Genomic DNA, 14,280 nt, shown 5'->3' with positions numbered 1-14,280 from the left:
GTGATGCCTTGCGTCGCGGCCTCCTGCGCACTCGCGCTGCCCCTCACCGGGGTTCTCTCCGCAGTCGTGGTGCCCTGCGTCGCGGCCTCCTGCCCACTCGCGCTGCCCCTCATCGTGGCTCTCTCCGCAGTCGTGGCGCCCTGCGTCGCGGCCTCCTGTGTAGCGCGGCCATTCGCCTTCGTCTTTCAGTTGGCCGCGCCGGCCGCTCGCTCCAGTTGCCAGGCGGTCGAGGCGATCTGGGTCGTCAGCCTGGGTGCCTCGCGCTCTGGTCGGCTCGCTTCTCGTTCGCCAGGCCAGGGCTGCGGCCGAGAGGACGGCGCAGACCGCCACCGCCGCGCTGACGATCGACGGGCAGGACAGCAGCGCCAGGGTGGTGGCCCAGGCGGCGAGTGCGGGCAGCACGAGCGGCCAGAAGGGACGCCTGTCGCCGTCGTCGGGTGGTTCCGATTGGTGGTGCATGTCAGACGCGGACCTTCGGTTTCAGCTCCGCATACCTGCGCGGACCAATGCCGGTGACCTGCTGGAGCTGGTCGACGCTGCTGAAACCTCCGTGGGTGGTACGGAACTCGACGATGCGGGACGCCAGGACCTCCCCCACGCCGGGCAGCTCTTCCAGCTGGTCGGGGGTCGCGGTGTTCAGATCGATGATCATGGAAGCCGGGTCGGCGGCGGGCGCCATGGACGTCGCGGGCGCGCCCACCACGATCTGCTCGCCGTCCACGAGCCGGCGGGCCAGGTTGAGCCCGCCGGTGGACACCCCCTGCTTCACGCCGCCCGCGGCCGCGACCGCCTCGGCGACTCGGGCACCTGACGGCAGCAGGTAGACGCCGGGTTTGCGGACCTTGCCCGTGACGTGGACCGTCACCTTCGCCGAGGTGGACGATGACAGAGGGGACGTCCCAGCCGGTTGAGAGGACGTCCCCGCCGGCAGAGGGGACGTCCCGACGAGAGCCGGCGGAGGCGGCGAGGCCGGGGCGGGAGGCGGTAGCGGCTCGGGGGACGGCTGCGACCGCAGCAGGAAGAACCCCGCGACGGCGGCCGCGACGACCGCCAACCCGACCAGGACCAGCAGCCCACGACGCCCTGGATCCAGACGCGCCGGGTTCAGCCGCGCCAGGTCGAGCCGCCTCAGACCCAGACGTCCCAGATCTTGATCTCCGGAATCCGGATATCGGAGATCAACACGCTCCAGCCCCGGCCGCCCGAGATCCGCACGCCCCTGACCCGGCCGCCTTGGACCCGGATGATCGACATCCGTACGCCCGAGATTCGGCCGATCTGGATCCAGCCGTCCACCTTCCGGGCGCCCGCCCCTCAGTCGTCCGTCCCCCAGCCATCCACCGTCCCGACGTCCGTCCCCCAGCCATCCACCGTCCCGGCGTCCGTCCCCCAGCCATCCACCATCCCGATGTTTGTCTCCCAGCCATCCACCATCCCGATGTCCGCGATCCAAGCGCCTCCGATCCGGGCGTCCATCCCGGAGTCGGGGACCTCGGCGCCTGAGAGCCCCCCGTTCGGGGCCCTCGCGTTCGGGATCCCAGCCCTTGGGGGCCCAGCGTTTGAGAGCCCGGCGGTGGCGGTGTGGGGTGGAAGGCTGTGCTGACACGGCGGCCCGGAAGGCCTGGAAGGTCGGCGGCATCGGCGCCGGGCTGCGGCTCGCGCCGCCCGGGACGTGCTCCCAGAGCGACGCGCCATCGCGCGGAGCCCCGCGCTCTTCGCCCCATGCCTGGGCAGCCGTCCTGCCGTCTCCACGTGCGCTGCCCGCCTGTGCCGTCTCCTGATGAGCGCTCCCGGTGTGCAGAGTCCCTGTCCATGCGTCTCCGTGGGCGGTCCCTTTCTCTGTGTCTGGGCGTGCCGCCCCTGTCCCTGCGACTCCGTGTGCCGTCCCGTTTGCTGTGACTCTGCGCGCCGTCACACTCCCTGCGTCGCGGTGTGCCAGCCCCGTCCCCGTGCCTGGGTGCGCGCTGGCTTCCTCCGCAGTCCGCCCGGTGCCTCGCTGTGGCATCCCTCCAGCCGGGAACCCCGAGAGCCAGGAGGCCGCCCCTTGGTGTGCGGCGACCGTCTGGGACGACTCCCTAAGAAGGGCGTCCGGCTCCGACAGCTCTGCCTCTGTGGCTTCTTGGAAGGTGCGTACGCCGGGTGCGCGCCTCGGCCTCAGGGCTCCCTCGTCTGCCGCTTCGTCGACCCAGGCGTGCGTGCTCTCCAGCGGGGCGTCGCCACTGATCCCGTGTGCGCTGGGCTCCCCGTCTGCACCTGGCTGCTCGACTGGCTGGGGTGTGCCCTTTGGTGGTGTGTCCTGGAGGTGGGCGATGGGGCGAGGTTCTCTGCGGCGGCCGGAGCCAGGCGTCTCCCAGGGCAGCGTGAGGTCGTGAGCGTCGTTGGTGCGGGTGGCGAGGCCACGGTCGCGGACGGTGATGGCTCGCAGGCGGGTCGCGGCGATCGTCCGCTCCGCCTCCGGTTCTTGGGTGCGCACGGCGGAGAAGGTAGACGTCCGGCGCGGGGCGGCAATCGGCCGAGCGGCGTTCTGTGGATAACTCCATCAAGGCCCTGGGGAAATCGACGGCCGGGCGTACGGCCCGGGCGGATCGACGGCCGGGCATGTGGCGCTGGCGAGCCCGATTGATGGCCCCGCCCCGGGGCTCATGCGGCCAGGGTGCGGTCAGGGGGTGCGCGGGGTGAGAGTGATGGCGACGACGCCGGGGCCGACATGGGCGCCGATGACCGCGCCGACCTCGACCACGCGGCACTCGCCGCCCGCGGCCTCTCCAGGTCGGCCCGTGTCCACCGCGGCCTCCCCAGGTTGGCCCGTGTCCACCGCGGCATCCCCGACCTGGCTTGGGCCCGCTGCTGGCTCGCCGGGTTGGCCCGAGTCCGCGCCCTTCGCCGCCTCCCCGGGATGGGCCGTTCTCTCCAAGGCAGTGCCCTTGGGCGTCCTCCGGGTCTTTCTCGCGGGGGGCGGGCTGGCCGGGGCCTCACCGGACTGGGCCGTGGCTGCCGCGGTCTCCCCCGCCCGGGGCGTTCCCGCCGTGTCCGGCGGGAGTAGCCGTAAGCGTTCGGTGAGATGGACGGCCAGGGTGTGGGCGCGTTCTGGGGCGCCCAGGTGCTGCACGACGGCCTCCACCGGTTCCTCTCCCGCGGCCTCGACCGCGAGGTCCTCCAGGCGGGCGAGGGCGCGGCCCGATGTCCTGACCTTCTCCAGCAGGGCGATGCGGCCGTCTGCGATGTGGAGGAGGGGTTTGATCATGAGGGCGGAGCCGAAGAGGGACGCGGCCGTGCCGATGCGACCGCTGCGGCGCAGGTAGTCGAGGGTGTCGACGTAGAAGAACGTCCTGGTGGCGGCGGCCTGGCGGCGGGCGGCCTCGGCGGCTTCCGCGAGCGTGGCGCCCCCGGCGGCGGCCTGGACGGCGGCGAGGACGGCGTGCCCGACGCCCGCCCCGATGGTCCGGCTGTCGACGACCTCGACGGGCACGGGCGCGTCCCTGGCGGCGAGCCGCGCCGACTCGACCGTGCCGGAGAGGTCGGCCGACAGGTGGACGGACACGATGCCGCTCGCCCCTTCGGCGGCGAGCGCCTCGTAGCAGCTCAGGAAGCGCGACGGCGAGGGCCGCGAGGTGGTGGCCGTGGCCAGGTCGCCGGTGAAGTCGCCCTCGTCGTACGCCACGCCACGCGAGATCACCTGTACGGACACCACCGGGACATCCGGCACATCAGTCAGGTAAGCGGTTGAATCCGTGACGACGCGGACGGAGGGCGGCATACCACGAGACTAGCTACTGAACGGGAGTGCCACCCCGCCACACGCGCCGCGGCTTCAACCCGAACGACCAGGCGAACGCGCCCTCGTGGTCGGCGTCCCACTGGACGATGTCGGCGAGGCGGCCCGGAGCGAGGACGCCGCGGTCGGGCGCCCCGAGGACGGTGGCGCCGCCGAGCGTGGCGGCCCGCAGCGCGTCGTTGACGCTCATGCCGAACGCGGCCACCGCCATGGCGATGACGAGCGACATGGACGTGATGCCGCAGAAGCCGGGGTTGTGGTCGCTGCCCAGCGCGATCTGCACGCCATGCTTGATCATCTGCCGGACCGGCGGGAGGTGGCCGCGCTGGAGCGCGGTGGCAGGGCTGACCACCGCGGGCACGCCGTAGCGCGACATGATCGCGATGTCCTCGTCGGACATGTGGTGCAGGCCGTCGGCGGACGCGCAGCCCAGCTCGGCGGCGAGTTGCACGGCGCCGCGGCGGCTGAACAGGCCGGCGTGGATGCGCGGGAGCAGCCCGACGTTGCGGCCGGAGGCGAGCACCCAGCGCGCCTCCTCGGTGGTGAAGTGGCCCTCGTCGCAGTAGACGTCGACGCTGTCGGCGCCGGCCGCGGCCGCGTCGGCGCACCAGGCGCCCACGGCCTCGACGTACTCGCGCTGGCGACCGAAGTACTCGGGAGGCACGACGTGCGCCGCGAGGAAGGTGACGTGCACCCGCGGCATCATCGGCTCCTTCTCCAGCTCGCGCAGGAGCCGCACGTCGGCCAGCTCGCCGTCGCGCGTGAGGTGGTAGCCGGTCTTGGCCTCGACCGTGGTGGTGCCGCTGAGCAGCCAGCCACGCAGGCGCTCGCGGACGCCGTTGCAGAGCGTCCAGGGGTCGGTGCCGCGCGTCACGGTGACGGTGGAGCCGACGCCGCCGCCCGCCGCGGTGATGGACGCGGCGCTGGACCCGCCGGTGCGGATGGCGAGCTCCGCGTAGCGGTTGCCGGCGTAGACCGGGTGGGTGTGGGCGTCGATGAGACCGGGCGTGACGAGCGCGCCGCCGAGGTTCTCGACGTGGTCGACGTCGACGATGTCGTCGACGACGCCGGGCACGCTCTGCGGCAGGTCGGGGGCACGGCCGACCCACGCGATGCGGTCGTTGTGAACGAGGATGGCCGCGTTGCTGAGGACCTCGTTGCCCGTCCAGAGGCGGCCGATGTTGGTCAGGAGTCGAACGGTCACCGCATCACCGCCCCGCACCGGCCTTGTCGTGGACCCCCGCACGCAGGCAGCACACAGTGCACGGCCTGCGCCGCGCCCACTGAGTCCGCTCTGGGTCCGGACGACATGGGGGGTCTCCTGCTCTCATCCGCGAAAAGCTGTGCGGTGACCGTATCGCCTGAGTCATGATCCGGCGATTTCAGTTCAGTTACGTTATTTCACAGCCGGGCTTGGTGTACAGGGTTATTCGGAAGAAAGACCACTCACCCCAAGCGTCACCCGGCCTCGCGGTGTCACCATGGCCCCCGCTGACGACGTCATTACCAGCAGCCATCGACCGAACCTATGACGAACCTCAAAGACAGACCAACGTTTGGTTCGGCCAATCCTAGCAATGACGGAGTGCGGGGACCACTGCCGCATTTGGGCAGCTCTGTACGCTTTATCGCCAGAGCTGCCCAACCGTGCCGTTAAAAGACGCGTTCGACCGGCTTGCCGACCCGCTCCAGCTCCTGGAACAGGCTCGGCAGCACGCGCGCGTGCAGGACGGTGCCGTCGCCCACGTGGTGGACGGAGAGCACCTCGCCCTCCTTGTGCGCCCGCGAGATCAGGTCGCCCCTGTCGTACGGGACGAGCAGGTTGACCTCGTGGTCGAGCCGCGGCAGCCGCTGCTCGATGAGCGCCATCAGCTCGGGGATGCCCTGCCCGGTGCGGGCCGAGACCACGATGCTGTCGCGCTCGCGCCTGGTGATGCGGTCGATCGTCTCCTGGTCGGCGGCGTCGGCCTTGTTGACCACCACGATCTCGGGCACGTCGCTCGCGCCCTCGATGTCGGCGAACACCTCGCGCACGGCGGCGAGCTGCCCCTCGGGGTCGGGGTGCGAGCCGTCGACGACGTGCAGGATCAGGTCGGCGTCGGCGACCTCCTCCAGCGTGGAGCGGAACGCCTCCACGAGCTGGTGGGGCAGGTGCCTGACGAACCCGACGGTGTCGGCGATCGTGAACACCCGGCCCTCCGGCGTGCGCGCTCTGCGCACGGTCGGGTCGAGGGTGGCGAACAGGGCGTCCTCCACCAGCACGCCCGCGCCGGTGACGCGGTTGAGCAGCGAGGACTTGCCGGCGTTCGTGTACCCCGCGATGGCCACGGCGGGCACCTCACGGCGCTGGCGCCGGTTCCGCATCGTGTCGCGCGAGGTGGACATGCCGCTGATCTGGCGGCGCAGCTTGGCCATGCGCTCGCGGATGCGGCGGCGGTCCAGCTCGATCTTCGTCTCACCGGGGCCGCGGCCGCCGATGCCCACGCCGCCGGCGGCACGGCCGCCGACCTGCCTGGACAGGTTGCCGCCCCAGCCGCGCAGGCGCGGCAGGAGGTACTGGAGCTGGGCCAGCTCGACCTGCGCCTTGCCCTCGCGGCTCTTGGCGTGCTGGGCGAAGATGTCGAGGATCAGCGCCGTACGGTCGATGACCTTCACCTTGACGACGTCCTCCAGCTGACGGAGCTGACCGGGGGTCAGCTCGCCGTCGCAGATGACGGTGTCGGCGCCGGTCGACTCGACCACGTCGCGCAGCTCCAGCGCCTTGCCGGAGCCGATGTAGGTGGCGGTGTCGGGCTTCTGGCGGCGCTGGATGAGGCCCTCCAGCACCTGCGACCCGGCCGTCTCGGCCAGGAGCTTGAGCTCCTGCAGGGAGTTCTCGGCGTCCTCCGACGTGCCCGAGGTCCACACGCCCACCAGGACGACCCGCTCCAGCCGCAGCTGCCGGTACTCGACCTCGGAGACGTCCTGGAGTTCGGTGGAGAGGCCCGCCACGCGGCGGAGGGCCTGGCGCTCCTCGAGGTCCATGTCGCCGGTCTCGATCTCGTCGAGTGCGGTGTAATCGTGCATTCGTGTCATCTCTAATAGGGAACGTCTGGACACCTCGGTGTCTTCCCCACATGGTGGCATGACATCCCCAGGTGCATCACGTGGTTATCCGGCCGCGACGGTGACGTTGCCGGAACCCGCCCTGATCGAGATCTTGTGCGGCGACGCCGCGTCCTTGCGCACGTGGACGGCCAGGTCGCCCGAGCCGATCCGGGACGTGACGGCGTAGGCGCCGTCCGGCACGGTCAGCTCGATGTCGCCCGACCCGGTGTCCAGCTCGGTCCGGTCGGGGGCGATCGTGGACTTCAGCGCGATGTTGCCCGACCCCACCTGGACGCTCAGCGTCTTGCCCGCGAGCCCGGAGGCGTCCACGTCGCCGGAGCCGGCCCTGACGTTGAGGGATCCGGTCAGCGACCTCAGCGTGACGTCGCCCGAGCCCGACTGGATGTGGACGGCGAGCCCCTTCGGGACCTCGATCTTGTAGTCCACCGAGCAGTTGGACCACGCGGCGGGGCACTGGTACGACACGGACAGCTCGTCGCCGTCGACGGAGTGGCGCGGCTTCGGCTTGTCGTCGCCGCTCCAGCGCAGGATCTCGGTGACCCGCACGACGTTCCCGCCCGTCTCGGTGATCACGCTGTCGCCCGCGCCGCTCTCCAGGCGCAACGCGCCGACCTTGTCCTTCACGTCGTACGTGACGGTGTCCTCGTTCCTGGGGCCGACGAGGCCGGCCATGCCGCAACCCGTCAGGAGCATCGTGGAGGCCAGCAGGCCGCCGGCGATGGTGATCGTCTTCATGACCGTCATCCTCTCCCGGTGAGCCGGGCGGCGCATCGGGGATGCCCCTTAGCGCACCCCTGGGAGGACCTGGTCTTGAACCGGGGAAAGCCCGTGGAGTAGCGTCGCTTCCATCATACAGAATCAGTTTTCCACATAGCGGAAAAGAGGCTCCTATGGAGATCACCGGCCCGATGCTCGAACGGTTCGACGAGATCCTCACGCCGGAGGCGCTCGGCTTCGTGGAGGCACTCCAGCGGGAGTTCGGCGCCAGGCGGCTGGAGCTGCTGGAGGCGCGGCAGGCCAGGCAGGCGGAGCTCTCGGCGGGCGGCACGCTCGACTTCCTGCCCGAGACCAAGGCCGTCAGGGAGGGCGACTGGCGCGTGGCGCCCCCCGCCCCCGGCCTGGAGGATCGCCGCGTCGAGATCACCGGGCCGGTCGACCGCAAGATGACCATCAACGCCCTCAACTCGGGCGCCAAGGTGTGGCTGGCCGACTTCGAGGACGCCAACTCCCCGCTCTGGGAGAACTGCGTGGGCGGCCAGCTCAACCTGCGCGACGCGCTCGACAGGACGATCGACTTCGAGGCCGGCGGCAAGACGTACGCGCTCAGGCCGGACGCCGAGCTGGCGACCGTCGTCGTCAGGCCGCGCGGCTGGCACCTCGACGAGAAGCACGTCCAGGTGGACGGCCGGCCCGTGTCCGCCTCGCTGTTCGACTTCGGCCTGTACTTCTTCCACTGCGCGCAGCGCCAGATCGACAAGGGCAAGGGCCCGTACTTCTACCTGCCGAAGATGGAGTCGCACCTGGAGGCGCGGCTCTGGAACGACGTCTTCACGCGTGCCCAGGAGCTGCTGGGCGTGCCGCACGGCACGATCAGGGCGACCGTCCTCATCGAGACGTACCCGGCCGCGTTCGAGATGGAGGAGATCCTGTACGAGCTGCGCGAGCACTCGGCGGGGCTCAACGCGGGCCGCTGGGACTACCTGTTCAGCGTGATCAAGAAGTTCCGCACCCGTGGACGCGAGTTCCTGCTGCCCGAGCGGAACGCCGTCACGATGACCGCGCCGTTCATGCGGGCGTACACGGAGCTGCTGGTGCGCACCTGCCACAAGCGGGGCGCGCACGCGATCGGCGGGATGGCGGCGTTCATCCCCTCGCGCCGCGACCCGGAGGTGAACGCGACCGCGCTGGAGAAGGTGCGCGCGGACAAGACGCGCGAGTCGGGCGACGGCTTCGACGGCTCGTGGGTGGCGCACCCGGACCTGGTGCCGATCTGCCGCGAGGTGTTCGACGGGGTGCTGGGCTCGCGGCCCAACCAGCTCGACCGGTTGCGCGAGGACGTCAGCGTCAGCGCCGCCGACCTGCTCTCGGTGTCCGAGACGCCGGGCGACATCACCGAGGCGGGGCTGCGCAACAACGTGGACGTGGCGCTGCGCTACCTGGCCGCCTGGATGGGCGGGCAGGGCGCCGTCGCGATCCACAACCTGATGGAGGACGCGGCCACGGCGGAGATCTCGCGTTCGCAGATCTGGCAGTGGATCCACAACGACATCACGCTGGCCGACACGGGCGCGGTGGTGACGAAGGAGCTCGTGGAGCGGATCATCGAGGAGGAGCTCGGGAAGATCGCGGCCGAGCCGGGCCACGACGAGAAGCTGTACGCGCAGGCGACGGCGCTGTTCAAGGAGGTGGCGCTGGACGACGACTTCGCGGAGTTCCTGACGCTGCCGGCGTACGCGCAGATGCCGTAAAGCCGTAGATGGTGAAATTTCCTCTTATGTCAGGCGCGCCAGCGCCGGACATAAGAGGAAGTATCGGGATATAACCCCTGTAAGGGTTCGAGCCGAAACCATAAAAGCTCGGGCCGAAGCCACAAAGGGCTCGGGCTGTAACGCCGGTAAGGGTTCGGGCCGGGACCACAAGGGTTCCGGTCGAAGGCAAGGGTTCAGGCCGGGATCACAAGGGTTCGGGGCGAGACCGGCCCCGGGTCCGCGGGTCATCGGAGACCAGGAGCTGAGAGGGCACGTGCTGGACAGCCTGACGGCGGCCCTGCGGGAGCTGCTGCCCCATGACGCGGTCATCACCGATCCGGTGCGGCTGCGTACGTACGAGTGCGACGGCCTCACCTACCACCGGGCCACGCCCGGCGTGGTGGTGCTCCCCGAGTCGGCGGAGCAGATCGCCGGGGTCGTCCGGTTGTGCAACGAGACCGGGGTGCCGTTCGTGGCCAGGGGCTCGGGCACGGGACTGTCGGGCGGCGCGCTCCCCCGCGAGGACGGCGTCCTCATCGTCACCTCCAAGATGCGCCGCATCCTGGAGATCGACCTGCCGAACCGCAGGGCGGTGGTCGAGCCCGGCGTCACGAACCTGGCCATCACGGAGGCGGTGCGCGACCAGGGCTTCTACTACGCCCCCGACCCCTCCAGCCAGCAGGTCTGCTCGATCGGCGGCAACGTGGCGGAGAACTCGGGCGGCGCCCACTGCCTGAAGCACGGCTTCACGGTCAACCACGTCGAGGCGTGCGAGGTGGTGACGCCCGACGGCGACATCGTCGTGCTCGACCGGATGGACCCCGGCTACGACCTGCTCGGCGCGTTCGTCGGGTCGGAGGGGACGCTGGGCGTCGCCACGAAGGTGACGGTGCGGCTGACCCGCGTCCCGGAGGCGGTGACGACGGTGCTGGCGGCGTACGGGACGATCGAGCAGGGCGGCGAGGCGGTCTCCGCGATCATCGCGGCCGGCATCGTCCCGGCCGCGATCGAGATGATGGACGCGCTGTCCATCGAGGCGGCCGAGGCGGCGGTCCGGTGCGCCTACCCGAGCGGCGCGGGCGCCGTCCTGATCGTGGAGCTGGACGGCCCGCGCGCGGAGGTGGCGCGGCAGTTCGCCCGGCTGCTGGAGATCTGCTCGGGCGCGTTCGAGCTGCGGGTGGCCGACGACCCGGCCGAGCGGGCCGCGATCTGGAAGGGCCGCAAGTCGGCGTTCGCGGCGGTGGGCCGCATCAGCCCGGCCTACATCGTGCAGGACGGCGTGGTGCCGCGCACGTCGCTGCCGCAGGTGCTGGCCGCCATCGACGGCCTGTCGCGGGAGCACGGGATCAGGGTGGCGAACGTGTTCCACGCCGGGGACGGGAACCTGCACCCGCTGGTGCTGTTCGACGACGCCGAGCCGGGGGCGGGCGAGCGGGCGGAGGCGGTGTCGGGCGCGATCCTGGACCTCTGCATCCGTCACGGCGGGTCGATCACGGGCGAGCATGGAGTGGGCGTGGACAAGGCGAAGCACATGCCGAGGATGTTCAGCGCGGACGACCTGGACACGATGCAGCTCGTCCGGTGCGCCTTCGACCCGCGCGGCCTGTCGAACCCGGGCAAGGTGTTCCCCACGCCGAGGTTGTGCGGCGAGGTGCCGGGCGTGCGCAGAGGCGTGCATCCGCTGGTCGAGTCGGGGAAGGCGGAGCAGTTCTGATGGCGTCGCGGGACGTGCTGGCCGCCACCGGGGTCGCGCTGCGCGGGCCGGGGCCGGGCGACCTGGTCGGCGGCGTGACGCCGGGCGTGGTGGCGCTGCCGGAGTCGGTGGAGGAGATCGCGGCGGTGCTGCGGGCGTGCGCCGGGGCCGGGCTCGCGGTCGTGCCCGCGGGCGGCGGCACGAAGCTGCACTGGGGCGCGCCTCCCGAGCGGTGCGACGTGCTGCTCGACCTGTGCTGCCTGAACCGGGTGCTGGAGCACGCGGCGGGCGACCTGGTGGTCCGCGTCCAGGCCGGGGTCACGGTGGACGCGCTGGCCGCGACGCTCGGCGGCAAGGGCCAGGAGCTGGCGCTGGACGTCCCGTTCGACTCGGGCGCGACGGTCGGCGGCACGCTGGCCGTCGGCGCCGCCGGGCCGCGCTCGTTCCGCTACGGCGCCGCCCGCGACCTGCTCATCGGCGTGACGGTCGTGCTGGCCGACGGCACGGTCGCCAAGTCGGGCGGCAAGGTGGTCAAGAACGTCGCGGGCTACGACCTGGGCAAGCTGTTCACCGGCTCGTACGGGACGCTGGGGGTGATCGCGGAGGCGGCGTTCCGCCTGCACCCGCTCCCCGCGCGGCGGCGCTGGCTGACGGCGGAGCTCGCGGCGGGCGAGGTGACGGGCGGCCTGGTGGCGGCGCTGGCCGCGTCCCAGGCCGAGCCGTCGGCGGTCGAGGTCGACCGCCCGGCCGGCGGCCGGGTGGCGCTGGCCGCGCTGGTCGAGGGCGAGGCGGCCGAGGAGCGGGCGCTCGCGGTGCGCGACCTCCTCCCCGGCACGGCGGACGGCGAGGTCGGTGACACGGCCCCCGCCTGGTGGGGGCTGCTCCCCGGCGAGCGGGTGCTGGTGGAGGCGCGGTTCCCGCCCGCGTCCACCGCGGCCGTGCTGGCCGCCGCGGAGGAGGCGGGGTTCGCGCTGCGCGGCTCGCCGGTGTCCGGCCGCACCTGGCTGACGGCGCGGGACTCGGGCGAGCGCGAGCTGCGCGAGGCTGTGACGCGGCTGCGCGGCCGCGTCGAGGGCGAGGGCGGCAGGGTGACGGTTCCGGCCTCGCCGTACGAGGGCGTGGACCGGTGGGGACGGGTGGGCGCCCTGCCGCTGATGCGGCGGGTCAAGGAGCGGTTCGACCCGGGGCGCGTGATGTCTCCCGGACGGTTCGTGGGAGGGATCTGACATGACCGGCGGACCCGGCACCGGGCCGGACCCGAAGCTGATCGGCGACTGCGTGCACTGCGGGTTCTGCCTGCCGACCTGCCCCACGTACGTGCTGTGGGGCGAGGAGATGGACTCGCCGCGCGGCCGCATCCACCTGATGGGGCAGCACGTCGAGGGCACCCCGATCACGCCCGAGATGGCGGGGCACTTCGACGCCTGCCTCGGCTGCATGGCGTGCGTGACCGCCTGCCCGTCGGGCGTGCGCTACGACCGGCTGATCGAGCAGACCCGGGTGGCGGTCGAGCGGGAGCACGAGCGCGACCCGCAGGAGCGGGCGGTGCGCGGCCTGGTGTTCAGCCTGTTCCCGTACCCGTCCAGGCTGCGGCTGCTGCGGCCCGGCACGGGCCTGGCGCGGCAGATGGCGGGCTTCCTCGGCCGCGCGCACCCCAGCCTGGGGGCGATGGCGGCGCTCGCGCCCCGCGTGCCGCGCCGGCAGCGGCTGCCGCGCCTGGTCAGGGCCAGGGGCGAGCGCAGGGCCGTGGTGGGCATGCTGACGGGGTGCGTGCAGCGGGAGTTCTTCCCGCAGGTGAACGCGGCGACCGCGCGGGTGCTCGCCCTGGAGGGCTGCGACGTGGTCATCCCCCGCCAGGGCTGCTGCGGGGCGCTCAGCGTCCACTCGGGCCGCGAGGACCAGGCGAGACGGCTGGCGCGGCGCACGGTCAGGACGTTCGAGCGGGCCGGGGTCGACACCGTCGTGGTGAACGCGGCGGGCTGCGGCTCGTCGATGAAGGAGTACGCCGACCTGCTGGGGAAGCGGCCCGTGTTCCGTGTCGTGGACCTGTCGGAGTTCCTGGCGGAGCTGGGCCCGGCGGCCGAGCGGCACCCGCTGCCGATGACGGTGGCCTACCATGACGCCTGCCACCTGGCCCACGCCCAGGGGGTGCGGGCGCAGCCGCGCGCGCTGCTCGGCGCGATCCCCGGCCTGGAGCTTCGGGAGGTGCCCGAGTCGGCGATCTGCTGCGGCTCGGCGGGGACGTACAACATCTTCCAGCCGGAGGCGGCGCGCGACCTCGGCGACAGGAAGGCGGCGGCGGTCGCCGCGACCGGCGCCGAGCTGCTGGTGTCGGCCAACCCGGGCTGCACCATGCAGATCTCGGCGGCGATGCGGCGCGCGGGACGGGAGATCAGGGTGGCGCACGTGGCCGAGGTGCTGGACGCGTCGCTGCGCGGCGTGTCGCTGGGGAGGGACGCTTGAGCGTGCAGTCGGTCGAGCGGGCGCTCGACGTGCTGGAGGCGCTGGCGGAGCACGGCGGCGAGGCGGGGCTGTCGGAGATCGCCGCGCGCACCGGCCTGCCGTACGGGACGATCCACCGGCTGCTGCGGACGCTGCTCGCCCGCGGTTACGTGCGCCAGGAGTCGGACCGCCGCTACGCGCTGGGCGGCGGGCTGGTGCGGCTCGGCGGCATCGCGCAGAGCCGGGTCGGGGTGTGGGCGCAGCCGTACCTGGCCAGGATGATGGAGCTGTCGGGCGAGACGGCGAACCTGGCGGTGCTGGAGGGCGACTTCGTCGTCTACGTGGCGCAGGTGCTGTCGGCGCGGCGGCTGCGGATGTTCGCCGAGGTGGGCAGGCGGGTGCTGCCGCACAGCACGGCCGTGGGCAAGGTGCTGCTGGCGGGGCGTCCGCCGGAGGAGGCGGTGGCGGTGTTCGAGCGCACGGGCATGCCGCGGCGCACCCCGAACACGATCACCGGCGTCGAGGCCATGCTGGCGGAGCTGGCCAGGGTCGGTGACCTCGGGTACGCGCTGGACCTGGGCGAGGAGGAGCTCGGCGTGCACTGCCTGGCGGTGCCGGTGTGCGACGGCGACCGGGTGGTGGCCGCGATGTCGGTGTCGGGCCCGGCCGAGCGCATCGACGCGCTGGACCGCGACGAGCTGGCCGAGGGCATGCGCAAGATCGCGTACGACTTCGCCGCCGAGCTCGGCCCGTCGCCCGGCTCCGGCTGATCCACACCGCGGCGGACGGCGCAC

General features: G+C 72.3%; 11 protein-coding genes. 5 read left to right on the top strand and 6 right to left on the bottom strand.

The features are described 5' to 3' along the window. Positions 1-460: 460 nt before the first annotated feature. From BMX74_RS45610 to BMX74_RS15395, 6 genes are all read right to left on the bottom strand, one after another. Positions 461-865: a ComEA family DNA-binding protein gene (locus BMX74_RS45610; protein WP_256256962.1), complete on the bottom strand. Its 405-nt coding sequence runs from the start codon at positions 863-865 to the stop codon at positions 461-463. Positions 866-1,128: 263 nt separating this feature from the next. Beyond that, positions 1,129-1,296: a hypothetical protein gene (locus BMX74_RS45605; RefSeq protein WP_256256961.1), complete on the bottom strand. Its 168-nt coding sequence runs from the start codon at positions 1,294-1,296 to the stop codon at positions 1,129-1,131. A gap of 1,363 nt (positions 1,297-2,659) precedes the next feature. Beyond that, positions 2,660-3,757, bottom strand: a complete 1,098-nt coding sequence (locus BMX74_RS45600; protein ID WP_177227353.1) for a DegV family protein — start codon at positions 3,755-3,757, stop codon at positions 2,660-2,662. A gap of 13 nt (positions 3,758-3,770) precedes the next feature. Continuing rightward, positions 3,771-4,979: an imidazolonepropionase gene (gene hutI / locus BMX74_RS15405; protein ID WP_055503503.1), complete on the bottom strand. Its 1,209-nt coding sequence runs from the start codon at positions 4,977-4,979 to the stop codon at positions 3,771-3,773. A gap of 449 nt (positions 4,980-5,428) precedes the next feature. Then, a complete protein-coding gene (gene hflX / locus BMX74_RS15400) occupies positions 5,429-6,841 on the bottom strand; it encodes a GTPase HflX (RefSeq protein ID WP_055503504.1) in 1,413 nt (470 codons plus the stop codon). Between the two features lie 84 nt (positions 6,842-6,925). Further along, a complete protein-coding gene (locus BMX74_RS15395) occupies positions 6,926-7,618 on the bottom strand; it encodes a DUF4097 family beta strand repeat-containing protein (RefSeq protein WP_055503505.1) in 693 nt (230 codons plus the stop codon). Positions 7,619-7,773: 155 nt separating this feature from the next. Here BMX74_RS15395 and aceB point away from each other — a divergent pair, with 155 nt between their 5' ends. The 5 genes from aceB to BMX74_RS15370 all read left to right on the top strand — a co-directional run bounded on the left by aceB (position 7,774) and on the right by BMX74_RS15370 (position 14,256). Continuing rightward, positions 7,774-9,351, top strand: coding sequence for a malate synthase A (gene aceB / locus BMX74_RS15390; protein ID WP_091100979.1), 1,578 nt, complete (start codon positions 7,774-7,776; stop codon positions 9,349-9,351). 277 nt (positions 9,352-9,628) lie between these two features. Next, on the top strand, positions 9,629-11,065 hold the full coding sequence (locus tag BMX74_RS15385) for an FAD-linked oxidase C-terminal domain-containing protein (RefSeq protein WP_177227364.1): 1,437 nt from the start codon (positions 9,629-9,631) through the stop codon (positions 11,063-11,065). Further along, positions 11,065-12,270: an FAD-binding oxidoreductase gene (locus BMX74_RS15380; RefSeq protein WP_091100975.1), complete on the top strand. Its 1,206-nt coding sequence runs from the start codon at positions 11,065-11,067 to the stop codon at positions 12,268-12,270. The genes BMX74_RS15385 and BMX74_RS15380 overlap by 1 nt, the downstream gene beginning before the upstream one ends. A gap of 1 nt (position 12,271) precedes the next feature. Further along, positions 12,272-13,507: a (Fe-S)-binding protein gene (locus tag BMX74_RS15375; protein WP_091100973.1), complete on the top strand. Its 1,236-nt coding sequence runs from the start codon at positions 12,272-12,274 to the stop codon at positions 13,505-13,507. A gap of 2 nt (positions 13,508-13,509) precedes the next feature. Then, positions 13,510-14,256, top strand: a complete 747-nt coding sequence (locus tag BMX74_RS15370; RefSeq protein ID WP_256256978.1) for an IclR family transcriptional regulator — start codon at positions 13,510-13,512, stop codon at positions 14,254-14,256. The last annotated feature ends 24 nt before the right edge of the window (positions 14,257-14,280 follow it).

The organism is Nonomuraea pusilla (assembly GCF_900109355.1).
GTDB classification, from domain to species: Bacteria; Actinomycetota; Actinomycetes; order Streptosporangiales; family Streptosporangiaceae; genus Nonomuraea; species Nonomuraea pusilla.
This window is presented reverse-complemented; position numbering and strand designations above follow the sequence as displayed.